Annotated in this window: 11 protein-coding genes; 9 read left to right on the top strand and 2 right to left on the bottom strand. The window is 66.7% G+C overall.

All coding sequences use genetic code 11. The features are described 5' to 3' along the window. Window positions 1–187: 187 nt before the first annotated feature. Window positions 188–1318 (bottom strand): ROK family transcriptional regulator, encoded by a 1131-nt coding sequence (locus CYJ22_RS01590; protein WP_243390423.1) that lies wholly within the window; start codon window positions 1316–1318, stop codon window positions 188–190. 138 nt (window positions 1319–1456) lie between these two features. Between CYJ22_RS01590 and CYJ22_RS01585 the strand changes: the two genes are divergently transcribed. The 6 genes from CYJ22_RS01585 to CYJ22_RS01560 all read left to right on the top strand — a co-directional run bounded on the left by CYJ22_RS01585 (window position 1457) and on the right by CYJ22_RS01560 (window position 10633). Continuing rightward, the gene (locus CYJ22_RS01585) at window positions 1457–2755 is read left to right on the top strand and encodes an extracellular solute-binding protein (protein WP_101600572.1); all 1299 of its coding nucleotides are present in this window, start codon (window positions 1457–1459) and stop codon (window positions 2753–2755) included. Between the two features lie 67 nt (window positions 2756–2822). Next, entirely contained in the window at window positions 2823–3758 is a 936-nt protein-coding gene (locus tag CYJ22_RS01580; RefSeq protein ID WP_101600569.1) for a carbohydrate ABC transporter permease, read from the top strand. After that, the gene (locus tag CYJ22_RS01575) at window positions 3755–4600 is read left to right on the top strand and encodes a carbohydrate ABC transporter permease (RefSeq protein WP_101600567.1); all 846 of its coding nucleotides are present in this window, start codon (window positions 3755–3757) and stop codon (window positions 4598–4600) included. The genes CYJ22_RS01580 and CYJ22_RS01575 overlap by 4 nt, the downstream gene beginning before the upstream one ends. After that, window positions 4597–6168: a glycoside hydrolase family 66 protein gene (locus CYJ22_RS01570; RefSeq protein WP_101600564.1), complete on the top strand. Its 1572-nt coding sequence runs from the start codon at window positions 4597–4599 to the stop codon at window positions 6166–6168. The genes CYJ22_RS01575 and CYJ22_RS01570 overlap by 4 nt, the downstream gene beginning before the upstream one ends. Continuing rightward, window positions 6155–7888: an alpha-glucosidase gene (locus tag CYJ22_RS01565; RefSeq protein ID WP_101600562.1), complete on the top strand. Its 1734-nt coding sequence runs from the start codon at window positions 6155–6157 to the stop codon at window positions 7886–7888. Before CYJ22_RS01570 ends, CYJ22_RS01565 begins: the two co-directional genes overlap by 14 nt. 189 nt (window positions 7889–8077) lie before the next feature. Continuing rightward, window positions 8078–10633, top strand: a complete 2556-nt coding sequence (locus tag CYJ22_RS01560; protein WP_101600560.1) for a glycoside hydrolase family 66 protein — start codon at window positions 8078–8080, stop codon at window positions 10631–10633. Window positions 10634–10637: 4 nt separating this feature from the next. Here CYJ22_RS01560 and CYJ22_RS01555 read toward each other — a convergent pair whose 3' ends face one another. Then, entirely contained in the window at window positions 10638–11618 is a 981-nt protein-coding gene (locus tag CYJ22_RS01555) for a 1,4-dihydroxy-2-naphthoyl-CoA synthase (RefSeq protein ID WP_101600557.1), read from the bottom strand. 372 nt (window positions 11619–11990) lie between these two features. On the opposite strand from CYJ22_RS01555, the gene CYJ22_RS01550 reads away from it, so the two are divergent. From CYJ22_RS01550 to CYJ22_RS01540, 3 genes are all read left to right on the top strand, one after another. Beyond that, window positions 11991–13022 carry an o-succinylbenzoate synthase gene (locus CYJ22_RS01550; protein WP_034497533.1) on the top strand — a complete coding sequence of 344 codons (1032 nt, stop codon included), beginning with the start codon at window positions 11991–11993 and terminating at the stop codon, window positions 13020–13022. Between the two features lie 9 nt (window positions 13023–13031). Next, window positions 13032–14693, top strand: a complete 1662-nt coding sequence (gene menD, locus CYJ22_RS01545; RefSeq protein ID WP_009054438.1) for a 2-succinyl-5-enolpyruvyl-6-hydroxy-3-cyclohexene-1-carboxylic-acid synthase — start codon at window positions 13032–13034, stop codon at window positions 14691–14693. Window positions 14694–14815: 122 nt separating this feature from the next. Continuing rightward, window positions 14816–16309, top strand: a complete 1494-nt coding sequence (locus tag CYJ22_RS01540; protein ID WP_101600555.1) for a S1C family serine protease — start codon at window positions 14816–14818, stop codon at window positions 16307–16309. The last annotated feature ends 510 nt before the right edge of the window (window positions 16310–16819 follow it).

Here is a 16819-nt window from a genome sequence, read left to right as displayed (position 1 = left end):
TGCAGGCGGCCATGGCGGCAGGCGACAGGTGGCAGGCAACAGGCGGCAGACCGTGGTCGGCAGACGGAAGGCCGCAGGTTGCAGACGGCAGGTGGCAGACCGTGGGCGACCTGGCGGGCCCGCCGACGCGGCCCGCCGACGCGTCAGACCTGCCGCTGCAGCAACACCAATGCCGCGAGGGGGCCGGCTACGCGGCTCGGGATGCAATGAACCCCTGCAACGCAATGACCCCGGCACCACGAGACCACGCCTCGTTGGAGCCGTCGGAGAGGGTGACACGAATCGATGAGGCGCGCGGGTCGCGTACTTCGGTGATGCCGGCCCGCAGCGCCTCGCCGCTCAGTGATGCGAGTGCGACACCCTCGCCGCCGACGATCACCAGTTCCGGAGCCGTGAGCGACGCGACCAGGCCAATGAGTCTGCCGAGGGCGCGTCCCGAGGCCGCCAAAATCGCCGTCACCGCGGGGTGTTTGTCGGAGGCAAGCGCGATGACGTCGCTCCACTCGAGCGGGCGTCCGACAGCGGCCGACGCGTCCCGGCAGATCGCGGGTGTCGTCAACATGGCCTCGGCGCAGCCCCGGTGCCCCTGGGAGCAGATGGGGCCGAGTGGATCGAGTGGCCAGTGGCCGACGAGTCCGATGCCCGAGTCCTCGTTCTCCAGGCGCGCCCCGTTCGCGACGCACCCGTAGCCCACGCCCACGCCGACCGTGATGACCGCGAAGTTGGAGTGTCCGGTGCCCGACCCGAACCAGTGCTGGATCTGCGTGTAGGCGGACAGGTCGTTGGCGACGAAGGTGGGCAGGTGGGTGGCCTCGGAGACGAGGGAGGCGAGTGGAACGTTGTTCCACTTGAGGAAGGGGGCCGACTCGACGGCGCCGTCGGCGTTCACGATGCCGCCGACGGCGATGCCGATCGCGTCGATGCGGTAGGACGTGCGTGCTTGGTGTGCGAGGTCGGCGATCGCTCGGACGACGCGGACGGGGGTGAGGGAGTCAAGGGGGACTCGGTAGGAGTCGCGGGGTGTCGCCTTCAAGTCGATGACGGTGGCGTCGAGTGCGCTATCCGTCAGCTTGATGCCGAGGAAGTAGTGCGAGGAGGGGACGACGTCGAGGGGGATGGTGGGGCGGCCGGAGGTTCGCTGGGTGGCCTCGGGGACCTCGGCGAGGAGGCCGGAGGTGATGAGCTCCGTCGAGATGCGCGTCAGCGTCGCGGGGGCCAGGCCGAGGCGTCGCGCCAGCTCAGCACGGCCGAGTGGGCCGTGGATGAGGACTTCGAGAGCGACCGCGGAAGCGAGCTCGTCTTTGGGCTGCCAGGTCATGACCATTCCTTTCTGGTGAAAGAAAGAGTACATGCAAATTTCAATTTTGCCTAGCTTATTGACACAACTAATTTTGCGTGGTAAAATTAGTAGCAAGCGGCCAATGGTGGTCGCGATCACGAGAAAGTGCACAGTGCAATGAAGCAGAAGCGTCTCCTTACCGTCGGTGTCACCCTTTTCGCTGCGGCCTCGATGCTTGCAGCCTGTGGCGGCAACACAGCCGACCAGTCATCGTCTTCCGGATCCGGCTCCTCGACCGTCGAACTTACCCTGTGGGGCACGTACGGCGCGGGCTCCAACAGCGCCCAGAAGGATGCGCTGGAAAAGGAAATCATCCCCGCCTTCGAGAAGGCCAACCCCGGAATCACCATCAAGTACGTCGACATGCCCTATGACGGCCTCAAGCAGAAGCTCACGACCGGCGCCGCGGCCGGGGAGCTGCCCGACCTGATCCGTACCGACCTCGGTTGGAACGCGCAGTTCGCCAAGCTGGGTGTCCTCAAGCAGCTCGACGGCAACATGCCGAACTACGAGGCCTTGGCGTCCAAGGTCTACCCGGGCCTGCTCGGCACGACCCTGTACAACGGCCACCACTACGGCCTACCCCTGGATACGAACACGCGCGTGCTCATCTCAAACCCCGATGCCCTCGCCAAGCTCGGCGTCGACAAGGCCCCCGAGACTTTCGACGAACTGAAGGACCTCGCCGCCAAGGCGAAGGACGCGGGCGGCTCGGTCTACGCCTTCGCGGATGGGGACATCTCGCAGTGGAACATCATGCCGTGGATCTGGAGCGCGGGCGGCGACATTTCCGACCCCGACCAGACCAAGGCCTCGGGCTACCTGGACTCCGATAAGTCCGTGGCCGGCGTCCAGTTCCTCGTCGACCTGTACCAGCAGGGGCAGATCCCCAACGCGATCATCGGCAACGAGGGCGCGACCAAGACCCAGGACGGCATGCCGAACGGCGAGTATGCGACGATCCTCGACGGCCCGTGGATGGACCAGATTTGGGCGGGCTCGTACCCGGACTTCAAGCCCACCTACTCCAAGGTTCCCGCCGGTGAGGGTGGATCGATCTCGGTCGTCGGTGGCGAGTCCATCGTCATCACGGAGCAGACCAAGGATCTCGAGGCCTCGTACAAGTTCCTCGAGTTCACCCAGTCGCGCGAATTCCAGCTGCCGATGAGCAAGGCCGGCCAGATGACGGTCGTCGCCGAGTACGCGGCCGAGGAGGCCGAGGCGACCCCGGGCACCAAGATCTTCTCTGAGCAGCTCAAGACCGCGAAGTCTCGCCTCTCCATCCCCGACGCCGGGAAGGTCGACGAGATCCTCAAGACCGAGCTGACCCCCGCCTTCGAAGGCAAGGTGACCGTTAAGGAAGCCCTGACGAAGGCTGCGCAGCAGATCGACCCGCTCCTGAGCGCCGCCAAGTAACCCGGCGTCGCTCCACTCACCGGGCCCGGCCCCCACGCGCGGGGCTGGGCCCGGGAAAGGACAACTCATGAGCACCCCCACCGCGCACGAGGCCGTGGCGCCTCGCGCGCGTCGGCGTTCCTCCCGGAGGAACCCGGTGGCCCCCTACCTCTTCTTGACCCCGGGCATGATCCTGTTTGCCCTGTGCATCCTGTACCCCATGGTGCGGTCGGGGCAGATGAGCTTTTACGACTGGAACATCGTGAAGGGCTCGAACTCGGACTTCGTCGGCCTGGACAATTACGTCAAGGCCTTCCACGACCCGTCCTTTTGGACGGGTTTGGGTAACTCCGGGATCTACATGGCTCTGACGGTGCCCCCGCAGATCATCCTCGGCCTCGCCGTTGCGATGCTGCTGCGCTCGAAGGCGCCGCTGCAGCCCCTGTTCCGGGTGCTCTACTACCTGCCCGTGGTCACGTCCTGGGTGGTTGTGTCGCTGCTTTTCAAGTACCTGTTTGCCGACCAGGGGCTCATTAACTACATGATGGGCAGCGCCCACCTGGGCGCGGGGGACACCTCGTGGCTGTCGAACCGCTGGACCGCCATGATCGCGATCTGCGCGCTGGGTGTGTGGAAGGGGATCGGCTGGTCGATGATGATCTTCCTTGCCGCCCTCCAGGGGGTGCCGAAGGAGCTGGAGGAGGCCGCCCTCGTCGATGGGGCGAACTGGTGGCAGCGCTTCAAAGCCGTGACCGTTCCGGCGATCTGGCCGGCCACCGTCTTCGTTATCGTCATGCTGGTGATCGGCGGGCTCAACGTCTTCACGTCGGTGCTGCTCATGACGAAGGGCGGGCCCAACGGCCAGACCGAGGTGCTGCTGACCTACATGTACCGCCTCGCGTTCTCCGACCTTAACTTCGGGTATGGCTCGGCGATCGCCGTCGTCCTGACGATTCTCGTGTTCATCATTTCGATTGTTCAGCTCAAGGTGTTGAACCGCGATGACGAAAGGGCGGGAGCATGAGCACGTCTCGTAAGACGATTCGCGCCGCGGGAACGTCGCTGCGCTTCGTCGTCCTGACGGTGGGCGCGATCGTCATGATCCTGCCCTTCGCTTACATGGTGTCGACGGCCTTCAAGCCGCAGGCCTACGTCCTGGAGACACCCCCGAAGTTCATCCCCGACCCGGGCACGGTCGACAACTTCGTGCAGGCGTGGACGACGCAGGATTTTTCCCGCTACGCCTTGAACTCAGCGTTCGTGTCCATGACCTCGACGGTGCTGGCCGTGTGGCTCTCCTCGATGATGGCCTACGCGTTCGCGCGCTTCGATTTCCCGGGCAAGGAGTGGTTTTTCCGAGCCCTGCTCCTCGGCCTCATGATTCCTTCGATGATGCTGATCATCCCGCAGTTCGTGCTCACCAAGCAGCTGCACCTCATCGACAACTTGTGGGCCCTCGTGCTGTTCTACGTGTCGGGAAACTTGGCGCTCAACACGTTCCTGCTACGTAGTTTCTTCGAGGGGATCCCGCGCGAGCTCGACGAGGCCATGGAGGTCGACGGTGCGAACGTGTGGACCCGCTACTGGCGCCTCGCGATGCCGCTGGCACGGCCCGCGCTGGCGACGACCGTCATCTTCACCTTCCTGGCGACCTGGGATGAGTTCGCCTGGGCTCTCACGGTCATTTCGACGGAAACGAAACGCACTCTCCCGATCGCCATTCAGCTGTTCCACGGGCAAAACTCCACGCAGTGGGGGCTCGTGTTTGCCGCGTCCCTCATAGCGATCCTCCCCGTCATCGTCGTGTACCTGATCTTCCAGCGCCACTTTGTCGCGGGCCTGACCGCAGGAGCCGTGAAAGGATGACTCCCTTGCTCCTTCCCTCACAATCCGATTACCTGCCCGGCCAGGCGATCCTCGTCGAGGCCTCCCACCCGGGCGACCTCGTCGTCACCCACCTGGGCGAGGTCGTGCGCGAGGTTCGCTGCGGGCGCCCCGGCCTCGTCGACCTGGGAGACCTGAGCGTCGGCGGGTACGGCGTCGTCCAGCCGTCGACGGGTGCGTCGAGCGCCGTGCAGGTGTGTGCGTCGGCGTCGGATCGGCTGCGCTACGGTTTCGTCGCCTCTTTCCGCCCGGGAAAGGACGTCGAGGCCGTGGCCCGTTTCGCGCGTCGCCTGCACCTGACCGGCATCCAGTTCTACGACTGGGCGTATCGGCACGCCGACTTGCTGGGCGGGGGAGAGGAATACCGCGACGCCCTGGACCAGCCGATTTCCCTGGCGACCGTGCGCGCCCTCGTCGAGGCGCTGCGGGCGGTGGGCGCGCAGTCGATCGGCTACGCGGCCGTGTATGGCGTCGGCAATGACGAATGGGAGCAGTGGGAGGACGCGGCCCTGCTGGATGCGGCGGGGGAGCCGTACTCGCTCGCTGACTTCCTGCGCATCGTCGATCCTGCCCATCCGCGCTGGCTTGAGCACTTCGCCGCAGACGTCGCGGCTGCCGCGCGCGAGGTCGGCTTCGACGGCTTCCACCTCGACCAGTACGGATACCCGAAGATGGCTGTCCGCCCCGACGGCGAGATCGTCGATGTGGCCGCCTCCTTCGACACGCTCATCCGAGGGGTGCGCGAGGCGGTGCCCGGCGCGACGCTCGTGTTCAACAACGTCAACGATTTCCCGACCTGGTCCTCGCCGGCAGCCCCTCAGGACGCGGTCTATATCGAGCCCTGGGAGCCCGTCACCACATACGAGGCCCTGGCTCGGGTGGCAACGAGGGCCCGCCTCGTCGGGGGTGGGAAGCCGGTCGTCCTGGCGGCCTACCAGTCCATCTACGACAAGGCAGCCCGGGATGTGGCCGACGCATCGACGCGCCTGACGATGGCGACGCTCTTCTCACACGGTGCCACGCAGCTCCTCGCCGGAGAAGACGGCCGACTCCTCGTCGATCCGTACTACGTGCGCAACATGCCCGCCGAGGACGAGACCCTCGACATGCTCGCCAGCTGGTACGACTTCCTCGTCGCGAACGACGAGATCCTCGTGGACCCCGGGATTGTTGACGTGACGGCCTCGTACGTGGGTGCATATAACGCGGATATCGACGTATCCTTCGATGCGGCACCCGTGTGCTGGGAGGCGTCCCCGGGTTGCGTGTGGCGGCGCGTTACCCGCGCGGGTGAGGCCCTGGTTGTCCATCTCATCAACCTCGTGGGACAGTCCGACACGGTATGGGACGGCCCCCACCGCCCGGTGATTGCGCTGCGAGGCGGTACGCTGCGTCTGAAACCCCTGTTCGGGCGCGTGCCGCGGGTGTGTGCGGCGGATCCCGACTCGGGTTCGACTCTGATCCCCCTGGACGTGCGCATCGTCGACGGCCAGGCCGTTGTTTCCCTCCCCGACCTCAACGTATGGCAGGTGCTCCATGTTCTTCTGTAACGATGCGCTGAACCCCGCAGGCAACGGCCTGGGCCCCGACGAGTGGTGGAAGGGCGCGGTCGTCTACCAGATCTACCCGCGCTCCTTCAAAGACTCCAACGGCGACGGCTTCGGCGACCTTGAGGGCATCCGCTCCAAGCTCGACTACCTGAAGTCCCTGGGCGTGGATGTCCTGTGGCTCTCGCCGATCTACGCCTCCCCGCAGGCAGATAACGGCTACGACATCGCCGACTACTACGACATCGACCCCTTGTTCGGCACGCTGTCGGACTTCGATCGCCTGCTGGAGAGCGTCCATGAGAGGGGCATGCGCCTCGTCATGGACCTGGTCGTCAACCACTCCTCGGACGAGCACCCGTGGTTCGCCCAGTCGCGCTCCTCGCGGGATAATCCGAAGCGCGACTGGTACATCTGGCGCGATCCGCGACCCGGGTTCGTGGGCGGCGAGGACGGGGCTGAGCCCAACAACTGGGGGTCCTTCTTCTCCGGCTCGGCCTGGGCCTGGGACGAGGCCACGGGCCAGTACTACCTGCACCTGTTCCACAGGAAGCAGCCCGACCTGAACTGGGACAACCCCGACGTGCGCTCCGCCGTCTACGAGATGATGAACTGGTGGCTCGACCGCGGCGTCGACGGCTTCCGCATGGACGTCATCAACCTGATCTCGAAGGATCCGGGCCTGCCCGACGGCGTCGTCTACCCCGGGCGCGCGTGGGGTGAGGGCTTCCCGCACTTTTCCGAAGGCCCACGCCTGCACGAATACCTCGCCGAGATGCGCCGCGAGGTGTTCGAGGGGCGCAGCGGCACGATGACTGTCGGCGAGTGCCCCGGCGTGCGACGCGACAATGTCCTGCTGTTCACGGACCCTGCCCGGCGTGAGCTCGACATGGTGTTCCAATTCGACCACGTCGACCTCGGCCTCGAAGCGGGGAAGTTCCACCCCCGCCCGCTGCGTCCCGGCGAGCTCGCCGACTGCCTGAGCGCCTGGCAGGAGGCCCAGGGCGAGGTCGGCTGGAACAGCCTCTACCTGGACAATCACGACCAGCCGCGCGCCGTCAGCCGCTTCGGCGACGAGGAATACCGCTACGAGTCGGCAACGGCCCTGGCCACCGCCCTGCACATGCTGCGTGGCACGCCCTACGTGTATCAGGGCGAGGAACTCGGCATGACGAACAGCGTCTTCGGGGGTATCGACGACTACCGAGACGTCGAGGCGCTGCGCTACTACCGCGAGGCCGTGGAGTCGGGGGAGAGCCCCGAGTCGGTCCTGGCGGGGCTGGCCGTCACCGGCCGCGACAACGCGCGCACCCCCGTCCAGTGGGACGGAAACGAGAACGCCGGTTTCACGGACGGCACCCCGTGGATCGGCGTCACCCCGAACTACACGGAGATCAACGCCGCCTCCCAGATAGGCGACCCGTCCTCCGTGTACGCCTACTACCGCGCGCTTGCGGACATCCGCCACGGCCTGCCCGTCATCGCGGCCGGCTCATTTGAGCGCATCGACACCCCCTCGCCCGCGGTCTTCGCCTACCGGCGTACCCTCGGCGAGGCCGTGGCAACCGTCCTCGTCAACCTCTCCTCCCAGCCCGCCTCCCTCGGCGATGCGGCGCGCGGGGTGAGCGGGGACCTCCTCCTGGCCAACCGCGACCTGTCCGAGGAGGACCGGGGTATCCCGGAGAGCCTCGGAGAATGGGAGGCTCGCGTCTACATTCGCTAACTCCACATGACGATTCCCCCGGGGCCGGCACCGATGGCCCCGGGGGTCTTCATAGGCCTCGTCACCGACGAAGGAGACGACGCCTCGACGCGCGCACGCAGCACGCGCGCTCGACGGAGGCCATTTGTGCTCCGTCCTCGCCCGACCCACGCGCGGGGTAGACAACGATGTCTTGAAAAGGAACACACCATGAAATCGCGAGTATTACCCGCGAAAGTAGCGATCGTCGCGACGGCAGCAGCGACCGCTGCCGGAATCATCGGGATGGTGACGCTGGCGCACGCCCAGGCGCAGATCACGCGCGTCTGGACAGAAAACGCCCGATACCTGCCCAACCAGAGCGTCGATGTGACCGCCCAGGTCACCGGCGCATCACACGTCCGATTCCGCCTCATGCACCTGGGCGAACAGGTCATGGCCTCGGACGATCGGCCCGTCGACGGAAACGGGCGCGCATCCTGGGAGTTCAGCGCCCCCGACCGCGACTACACCGGCTACGTCATCGAAGCCGACTCGGACAACGGCGCGCAGGGCGAGACCGCGCTGGATGTGTCCTCCGACCCGTATCGCTACCTGCGCTTCGGGTTCCTGGACTCCTACCCCGAGGGTATGAGCGGGGCGGACCAGCAGAGGATCGTTGACGACCTCGCCCAGAAGTACCACATCAACGCCCTGCAGTTCTACGACTGGATGTACCGCCACGAGGCACCGGTTCCCTACGACGGAAACGGCGTCGCCCCCACCTGGTCCTCGTGGGGCGGGGAGAAAATGTCGCGAGACACCATCACAGGACTCATCAACGCCGCCCAGTGGCGTTCCGTCGAGGCCTACCCGTACTCCATGAGCTACGCGGCGCTCAACGGCTACGAATCCTACGGGGTGAGCCCCGACTGGAGGCTAACCTACCGCTCGAGCGGCAGTCCCTGGTCCTTCGAAATGCTGGCGAACCGTCCGGACTCCACCCTGTGGATCATGGACCCATCCAACCCTGCGTGGCGCTCGCACATCGTCTCCCAGTACGTCCACCAGAGCGAGGACATTGGGTTCGACGGGACCCACCTCGACCAGCTTGGCGACTGGGGCCACAGCGAGGATCACCAGGGAGGCATGGCGACAACCGGAGGCGTTCCGGTCGATTTGCCCAAAGCCTTCGGCACGCTCATCGATCAGACCATGGACGCCACCGGGAAACCCGTCGGAATGAACGCGGTGGACGGCTTCGGCATGGACCACATGGCCGCCGGATCCGCGACCTACGAGTACACGGAAATGTGGGACTCCCACGAACGCTACGAGGAAGTGCAAAACTACCTCCAGCAACAGCGTATCCTGTCGGGGAACAAGCCCTCCGTCGTCGCCGGATACGTCAACAACAAGTGGAACAACGGCCCCGGGTTCGAGGCTGAAGCATCGACCGTGTCGCGCACGGGCGTGCAGGTGGCCACCGATCACCGCGATTACTCAGGTACGGGATTCATCGACCACTTCGGCGAGCGTGGAGACTCCGTGACCTTCCGCGTCCACGTGGACGCCTCGCGCAACTACGGCCTCGTCCCTCGGTGGTCCAACGCCACGGGAGACATGGCGGCGCGAACCTTCTCCGTCGACGGACGCGTCGTCTCACGGAACGTCCTTCTTGGCCTCACGAAGGACTGGGACCACTGGAATATCGAGGGAGGTACCTGGGCGTATCTCACCCAGGGTGACCACACCGTCACGATCAGCGTCGACGAGGGCGACTACGGGTACATCAACCTCGACGAGCTGCACATCAACTCCTTCTCCACTCCCTCCGTCCAGCTCTTCGACGCGGCGCTCGCGGCCAACGGCGCGAGCCACATTGAGATGGGGCAGGGCGACCGCATGATTGCCGCCGCCTACTTCCCGGACCGCACCAAGTGGATGGACGAGGAACTGACGCAGTGGATCACCCGCTACTACGACGTCACCACCGGCTACGAGGAACTGTTCTACGGGCCGACCCTGCGTCCCCTCGACGACTCGATCGTGGAGATCCCCGGATACAACGTGTCGCGCAACGGCCTGAAAAACACGATCTACGCCCGTGTCATGCGCTCGGGTGGAATGGACGTCATCCACCTGATCAACCTGCTCAATAACGATGAATTCTGGCGCGACCCGGGTAATTCGGTGACGGACACGGGATCCTTCACCGTGCGCTACCACTACGGTGACTCGCCCACGCCGGGCACCGTCTACAAGGTCACCCCAGACACTGAGCGTGGGACGCGAGCCGTCGCCCTGAGCTCAAGGATCGGCACCGACGAGACGGGCAACTACGTCGATATCGACGTCGACAACCTCCACGCCTGGGACGTCCTCTTCATGGGACAGAACACGGCCGGCAACGGCAACGTTGTGAACCAGGGGCAAAAGTGCATGGACGTTCGAGAAGGAGCATCCGCCAACGGGACGCCCATCCAGCTCTACGACTGCGCCTCGGTTCCCGCCCAGCGCGTCACCTACGACGGCAACACACTCTCCGTCATGGGCAAGTGCGTCGACCTCGAATACCAGGGCACCGAGAACGGGACCTACACCCACCTCTGGGACTGCAACGGCGCGCCCTCCCAAACCTGGTACTACACGCCGCGCAACCAGTACTACAACCCGCATTCAGGCAAGTGCCTGACGTTGGACGGAGACCACTACACGAACGGCAACCGCCTGACGGTCTGGGACTGCCACGGCGGTGCGACCCAGAAGTGGAGCAAGCCGCAGTAGTGACTCAGTAGTAGTAGGGATAATCCTCCCAGCGGGGGGCGCGGTGCTCGAGGAAGGCGTCGCGCCCCTCCTGGGCCTCGGCCGTCATGTAGGCCATGCGCGTGGCCTCGCCCGCGAAGACCTGCTGGCCGGCCAGGCCGTCGTCGGCCAGGTTGAAAGCGAACTTGAGCATGCGGATGGCCTGCGGGGACTTCGTTGCGATGGTCGCGGCCCACTCCAGGGCGGTCGCCTCGAGCTCGGCGTGGGGGACGGCGCGGTTGATGACGCCCCAGCGTTCGGCAGTTTCAGCATCGTAGCGCTCGGCGAGGAAGAAGATCTCACGCGCCCGCTTATCCCCGGCCTGGCGGGCCAGGAGCGCCGAGCCGTAGCCGGCGTCGAAGGATCCGACGTTCGCGTCCGTTTGCATGAAGGCCGCGTGCTCGATGGAGGCGACCGACAGGTCCGCAACCACATTGAGGGAGTGGCCGCCGCCGGCTGCCCATCCCGGGACGGCCGCGATGACGACCTTCGGCATCGTGCGGATGAGGCGCTGAACCTCGAGGATGTGCAGGCGCCCGGCACGTGCGGGGTCGATCTGCTCGCGGCGCTGGGCGGTGGCCGCCTCGGGGTCTGCGCCCTCGACCTCGTAACGGTAGCCGTCGCGGCCTCGGACCCTCTGGTCGCCGCCGGAGCAGAAGGAGTATCCGCCGTCGCGCGCCGAGGGACCGTTGCCCGTCAGGATGACGGCCGCGACCGAGGAGGTCTGGCGCGCGTGGTCGAGCGCGCGGTACAGCTCGTCGACCGTGCCGGGGCGGAAGGCGTTTCGTATGTCGGGGCGATCAAAGGCGATGCGTACGACCGGCATGTCGGCGCCCTCGGGGCGGCCGTCGGCCTCGAGACCGCGCGAGATGCCGCGGTGGTACGTGATGTCGACAAAGTCGAATCCCTCGACCTCACGCCAGCGGGTCGGGTCGAAGGTATCGGACACGAAGGGGAGAGCACTCATGTGTCGGATTCTAATCGACGAGGCAGTGGCAGGCGTCGGGCGTGCGCGCTCGAGAGGGGTGGCGGCGTTGTCGGCGCATCTGGGACGAAGGGCATGCGTGGGAGATAGGGTGCGCAAGCTAACCACACGGAACAAAGTCTGCTGTGCAGTAACCGTTCTATATGCCGTCTAGACAGTCGGGAGTGTGCCCTGCGAGATATGCCCACTTTCCAAACGTTCAACCGTTTGAGAAAGTCTGTCACTTTTAGGCACTTACTGCACAATTGGTTACAAGTTGATGTGTGTAAGATTTGTCGTTAGCGCGAGGTTGCGCGATAATATTACCGGTAAGTAAGGAGAGTTCTCGTGAATGCAGCGCAGCAACCGACGCTCATGCGCATCCCCATGCGCACCTTGAGTCGCCAAACGCGTTACGCCCTCGAAGGCGTCGACGACATCCTCGTGTACAAGGTAGCGATGACGACGCGTTTCCGCGGCGTGACGCGCCGCGAGGGCCTGCTTCTGCACGGTCACGCGGGGTGGGGAGAGGCCGCGCCCTTCTGGAACTATGACGATGTGGAGTCCTCGCGCTGGCTGGCAGCCGCTCTCGAGTCCGCTCGACGTTTCCCGCCGGTGCCTCGGCGCAAGTTCGTGCCCGTCAATGTGACCGTCCCCGTCATCTCTCCCGAAGAGGCCTACGAGCGCGTCAAGGCCTCGGGTGGATGCGCCACCGCCAAGATCAAGGTCGCAGAACCCGGCGTGAGCCTGAGCCGCGATTGCGCGCGCATCGCCGCCGTCGCCGACGCCCTGCGCGAGACGGTCGGCGGGCAGGCGATGATCCGCCTCGACGCCAACGGCGCGTGGGAGGTCGACGAGGCCCGAGCCGCGATTCCCGCGATGGCAGCCGCCGCCGGTGTGGTGCCCATCGAGTATGTGGAGCAGCCCTGCCTGACGGTCGACGAGCTGGCGGAGGTTCGCCGCTCGGTGGACGTTCCCATCGCCGCCGACGAGTCGATCCGCCGCGCGGAAGATCCGCTCGAGGTGGCCCGCAAGGAGGCCGCCGACGTGGTCATCATCAAGGTGGCGCCTCTCGGAGGCGTGCGTGCCGCGCTGCGAGTGGCTCGCAAGAGCGGGCTCGGAGTTGTGGTCTCCTCCGCGCTCGAGACGTCCGTCGGCCTGTCGGTCGGCGTCGCCGCGGCCGCAGCCGTGCCCGGTGTGCCTCGGGCGGCTGGCCTGGCCACGGCCTCGTTGCTGGTGGGGGACGTGACCGAGCCTCTGATTCCCGACCGTGGTCGCCTCCCCGTGGGGCGCCTCGAGCCCGACCAGGAGCTCATTGATCGCACCCCGGTCGACGGCGATCTCGTGTCCCGCTGGGGCATGCGCTTGGAGGGAATGGCTGAGCATCTCAAGGTGGGTGGCCGGTAGGCTGGGCCTATGCCCTCCGTTGATACCGCCAGCGCTATCCTTGAGTCCCTGGATACCCTGGGCGTCACGCACGTCCTGTACTGCCCGGGTTCGCGCTCTGCGCCCTTCGCCTACGCTCTCGAAGCGGGCTCTTTCGGCGGGGATGCGCGCGCCGTCCTGGATGAGCGTGGCGCCGGTTTCGCGGCCGTCGGCCTGGCGCGCACCGGAGCGCTGCCCGCCATCGTTGTCACCTCCGGCACCGCCGTCGCCGAGCTGGCCCCCGCTGTCCTCGAGGCCTCACACGCGCGCCTGCCCCTTCTGGTCCTGAGCGCCGACCGCCCCGGCGAACTGCGCGGCGTTGGAGCGTCCCAGGCGACCGATCAGGCAGGCTTCTTCGGCACGCACGTGCGCGCGAGCATTGACCTGGAGCCGCGGGAGGCCTCGCCCTCCCTCGTTGGGCACCTGACGCGCGCGGTCGCGGCCGCCTGCGGGGCTCCGAGTGGAACGCCCGGCCCCGTGCAGGTCAACGTCGCCTTCCGCGATCCGCTGACCCCCGTTCGTCCCGCCTCCGCCTCGGGGAACGAGGCCGGGGCGTCGTTCGTCCCTCGCCCGGCGCAGGTGGTCGCTGCGTTCCCCGTGCCCGTACGCTGGGAGGGCGTGGTTGGTCCCGCCGCCGCCGGGCTGATTGTTGCTGGTGAGGGGGCCTCGCCTTTCGCCCGCGAGTGGTCGGAGGCCTCGGGCTTCCCGCTGCTCGCCGAACCGGCGTCGGGCGCGTGGAGCGGCGGGGGAGTGACCCCCTTCGAGCAGACCCTCGTCGCTTCGTCGCTGGGGCGAGAGGTCGACGCGGTCGTCGTGACCGGGCGTCCGACGCTGTCCCGCCCGATCCAGGCCCTGCTCGCGCGCCCCGACGTGTGCGTTACCGTCGTCGATCCGCATACCCCGTGGGTGGACGTCTCGGGCAACGCATCGGTCGTCGTCGACGACCTCAAGCCAGCACGCGAGCCGATCCGCGCCGCTCAGGCCGAGTGGGCGTCTCGCGTGCGCCAAGCCGCTTGCGATGCGGGCGAGCGTATCGAATCCCTGCTCGCCGCCGGTTCCGGGCGCACGATGCTCGACCTGGCGCGGGCCGTCGCAGCCTCGACGAGCGGGCCCCTCGTGCTGGGCGCCTCCAACCCCGTGCGCGCCTTCGACCTCGCTGTCCCCACGCTGGAAGGCCGCGTCGTCCACTCGAACCGTGGGCAGGCCGGTATCGACGGCACCATCGCGACCGCCGTCGGCATCTGCCTGGGCTCCGGATACGCGGGCGAGGCCTTGGCCCCTGCGCGCGAGCGCGTCACCGCCGTCATGGGCGACCTCACGGCCTGCCACGACGCCTCCTCCCTCGCCCTGGCTGCGGCCGCTCGGGCGCACCTGGATATCGTCGTCGCGGACGACGGAGGCGGCGGCATCTTCGCCACCCTCGAACACGGGCGCGCCACCAGCCCCGAGGCCTACGACCGGTGGTTCGGCCTCGCTCAGTCGGTGGACTACGAGGCGCTCGCGGCCGCGTACGGCGTGGCCTTCGCGCGCGCCGACGAGCCTCAGGAACTGGAGTCGTTGCTCGCTCAACCCGCCAGCGGCCCGCGGTTGATTCACGCGCCCATCGAGCGCGCCGCGCACCTGTACGCGGCTGTCCGCGACGTGCTCTCCTGAGGGGACGCGTGTTCGCTGTGAGGTTGAACGGTTTGCAGGAAACTTCCAGGACGCTTTCAGTGGCCCTTTGAGGAAACGGCCCATACTGGTGGACAGATAACGAACTGACACCAGAGGAAACCATGACTCAGCCTCATATTCCGGCCGACGAGGCCGACTCGGCGCGCGACGCTGAGACGGCCTCGGCCCCCAGCTACCCGCAGCGCTCGACGGCTCAGGACCACTCGGCCACCCAGGAGCTTCCCTCCGTGCAGGACGCCACGCGCGAGATGCCCTCCGCCACGACGATCCCTGCGCCGACCGCTGGCACGGTTCCGTCGGCCTCAGAGCCTACGGCACCCGCCGCGCCGCCGGCCCCCGCGCCCTCCGCCCAGGAGGCCCCCGCGGCTGGTGGCGCATACTCTGCCCCCACGGGCGAACCCTACGGCGGATACGCGGCCCCGGCCTCGCCCGAGGCGGCTCCCGCTCCCACGGCTGTGGCTCCCACCGTCGTCGTCACGAAGAAGGGCCCGGGCTGGGGCGCCCTCCTCGGCGCGATGCTTCTGACGATCGGCCTGACTCTCGGAGCCGTGTTCTACGCGCGTCCGGCGATGCTGCGCGCGTCCACGCCCACGAACCTCAACGGGGGAACGGTGGCCACCGTGCCCGTCTCGAACAGCTCCGGGACGGACTGGACGGACGTCGCCGCCGCCGTGTCGCCCGCCGTCGTGACCATTCAGGCGCAGGGCGCCTCCTCGGGAGGCACCGGCTCCGGCGTCATTTATGACGCACAGGGCGACATTGTGACGAACTATCACGTCATCTCATCCGTCCTGGGCGGCGGCCAGATCCAGGTCACCCTCGCAGACGGGCGCCTGTACAGCGCCGTGGTCGTCGGCCACGACAAGACCACGGACCTGGCCGTCATCCGCCTGGACAACCCGCCTTCGGACCTCACCGTCGCGCGTTTTGCGACGTCGGCCAACCTGCAGGTGGGTGCCCCCGTCATGGCGATCGGCGCGCCCCTGGGTCTGTCCAACACCGTGACGACCGGAATCGTCTCCGCGCTGAACCGTCCCGTCGAGGTGTCCATGGACGAATCCGCGACCTCGGAGGACGGCGCGCAGGCATCCTCGGATCTCGTGGTGACGAACGCAATCCAGATCGACGCGTCGATCAACCCCGGTAACTCGGGCGGCCCGCTCTTCGACGCGAGTGGCGCGGTCATCGGCATTAACTCCTCGATCAAGTCGCTCGCCTCCTCGTCGGACGGTCAGGCGGGCTCGATCGGCCTGGGCTTCGCGATCCCCTCCGACCTGGTCGTGTCCATCGCGGACCAGCTCATCGCCTCCGGCACCGCCTCGCACGGCATGCTCGGCGTGACTGTCAAGGCCGCGACCACGACTGTCGGCTCCGATACCTACGTGGGCGCCGAGGTCCAGGACGTCTCCGCAGGTTCCGGTGCCTCCGCGGCGGGCATCCGCTCCGGCGACGTCATCGTCAAGGTCGAAGGCCAGGAAGTGACCAGCCCCAAGCAGCTGATCGGCTACGTGCGCCGCTACAAGGCCGGCGACACCGTCACCATGACGATCGTGCGCGACGGCGCCACGCAGGATGTGTCCGTGCGGATTCAGTGAACTGTGCGTCGCGTGCACGTTGCGTGTATGCGCGCGCTGCGCGTGCCCGGCATGGCGTGACCTGAGTGCCGTGCACTGACGAGGCCCGCCGTCCCTGTGAAGGGGCGGCGGGCCTTTGCGCGTGGTGGGCTTGCGAGGGTGCATATGCGCAGTTTTCGGCCGCTGATGTGCCGCACGTTGATGTGACGCCCCCGCATCTGGGCTTGTGTCGATGAGGATTCAACCTGATCGGGAAGATTCAACCCGTTCTGATCGGGTGGAATGTTCCCGATGGGGTGGAGCGTTGGCACAATCAAGCCGCTGAGTTGCCAGAAGTGGGTTCCGGCGTGCGTGAGGACGGGCTCTTGAAGCTTGACTAAGGCGTGATGCAGGATGTGGATCGATAGCCTTCCTCGTGATCACGCTTTGGCTTGTTCCTAAGTGGTGTTACACCACTTAGCTAGGTATTACACCAGCTGGGAACTGGTGTAATGCTCCCTAACTGGTGTAATGCTCCGTCATCGGCGAATC

Source organism: Schaalia odontolytica (assembly GCF_002847525.1).
Taxonomy (GTDB): domain Bacteria; phylum Actinomycetota; class Actinomycetes; order Actinomycetales; family Actinomycetaceae; genus Pauljensenia; species Pauljensenia odontolytica_B.
This window is presented reverse-complemented; position numbering and strand designations above follow the sequence as displayed.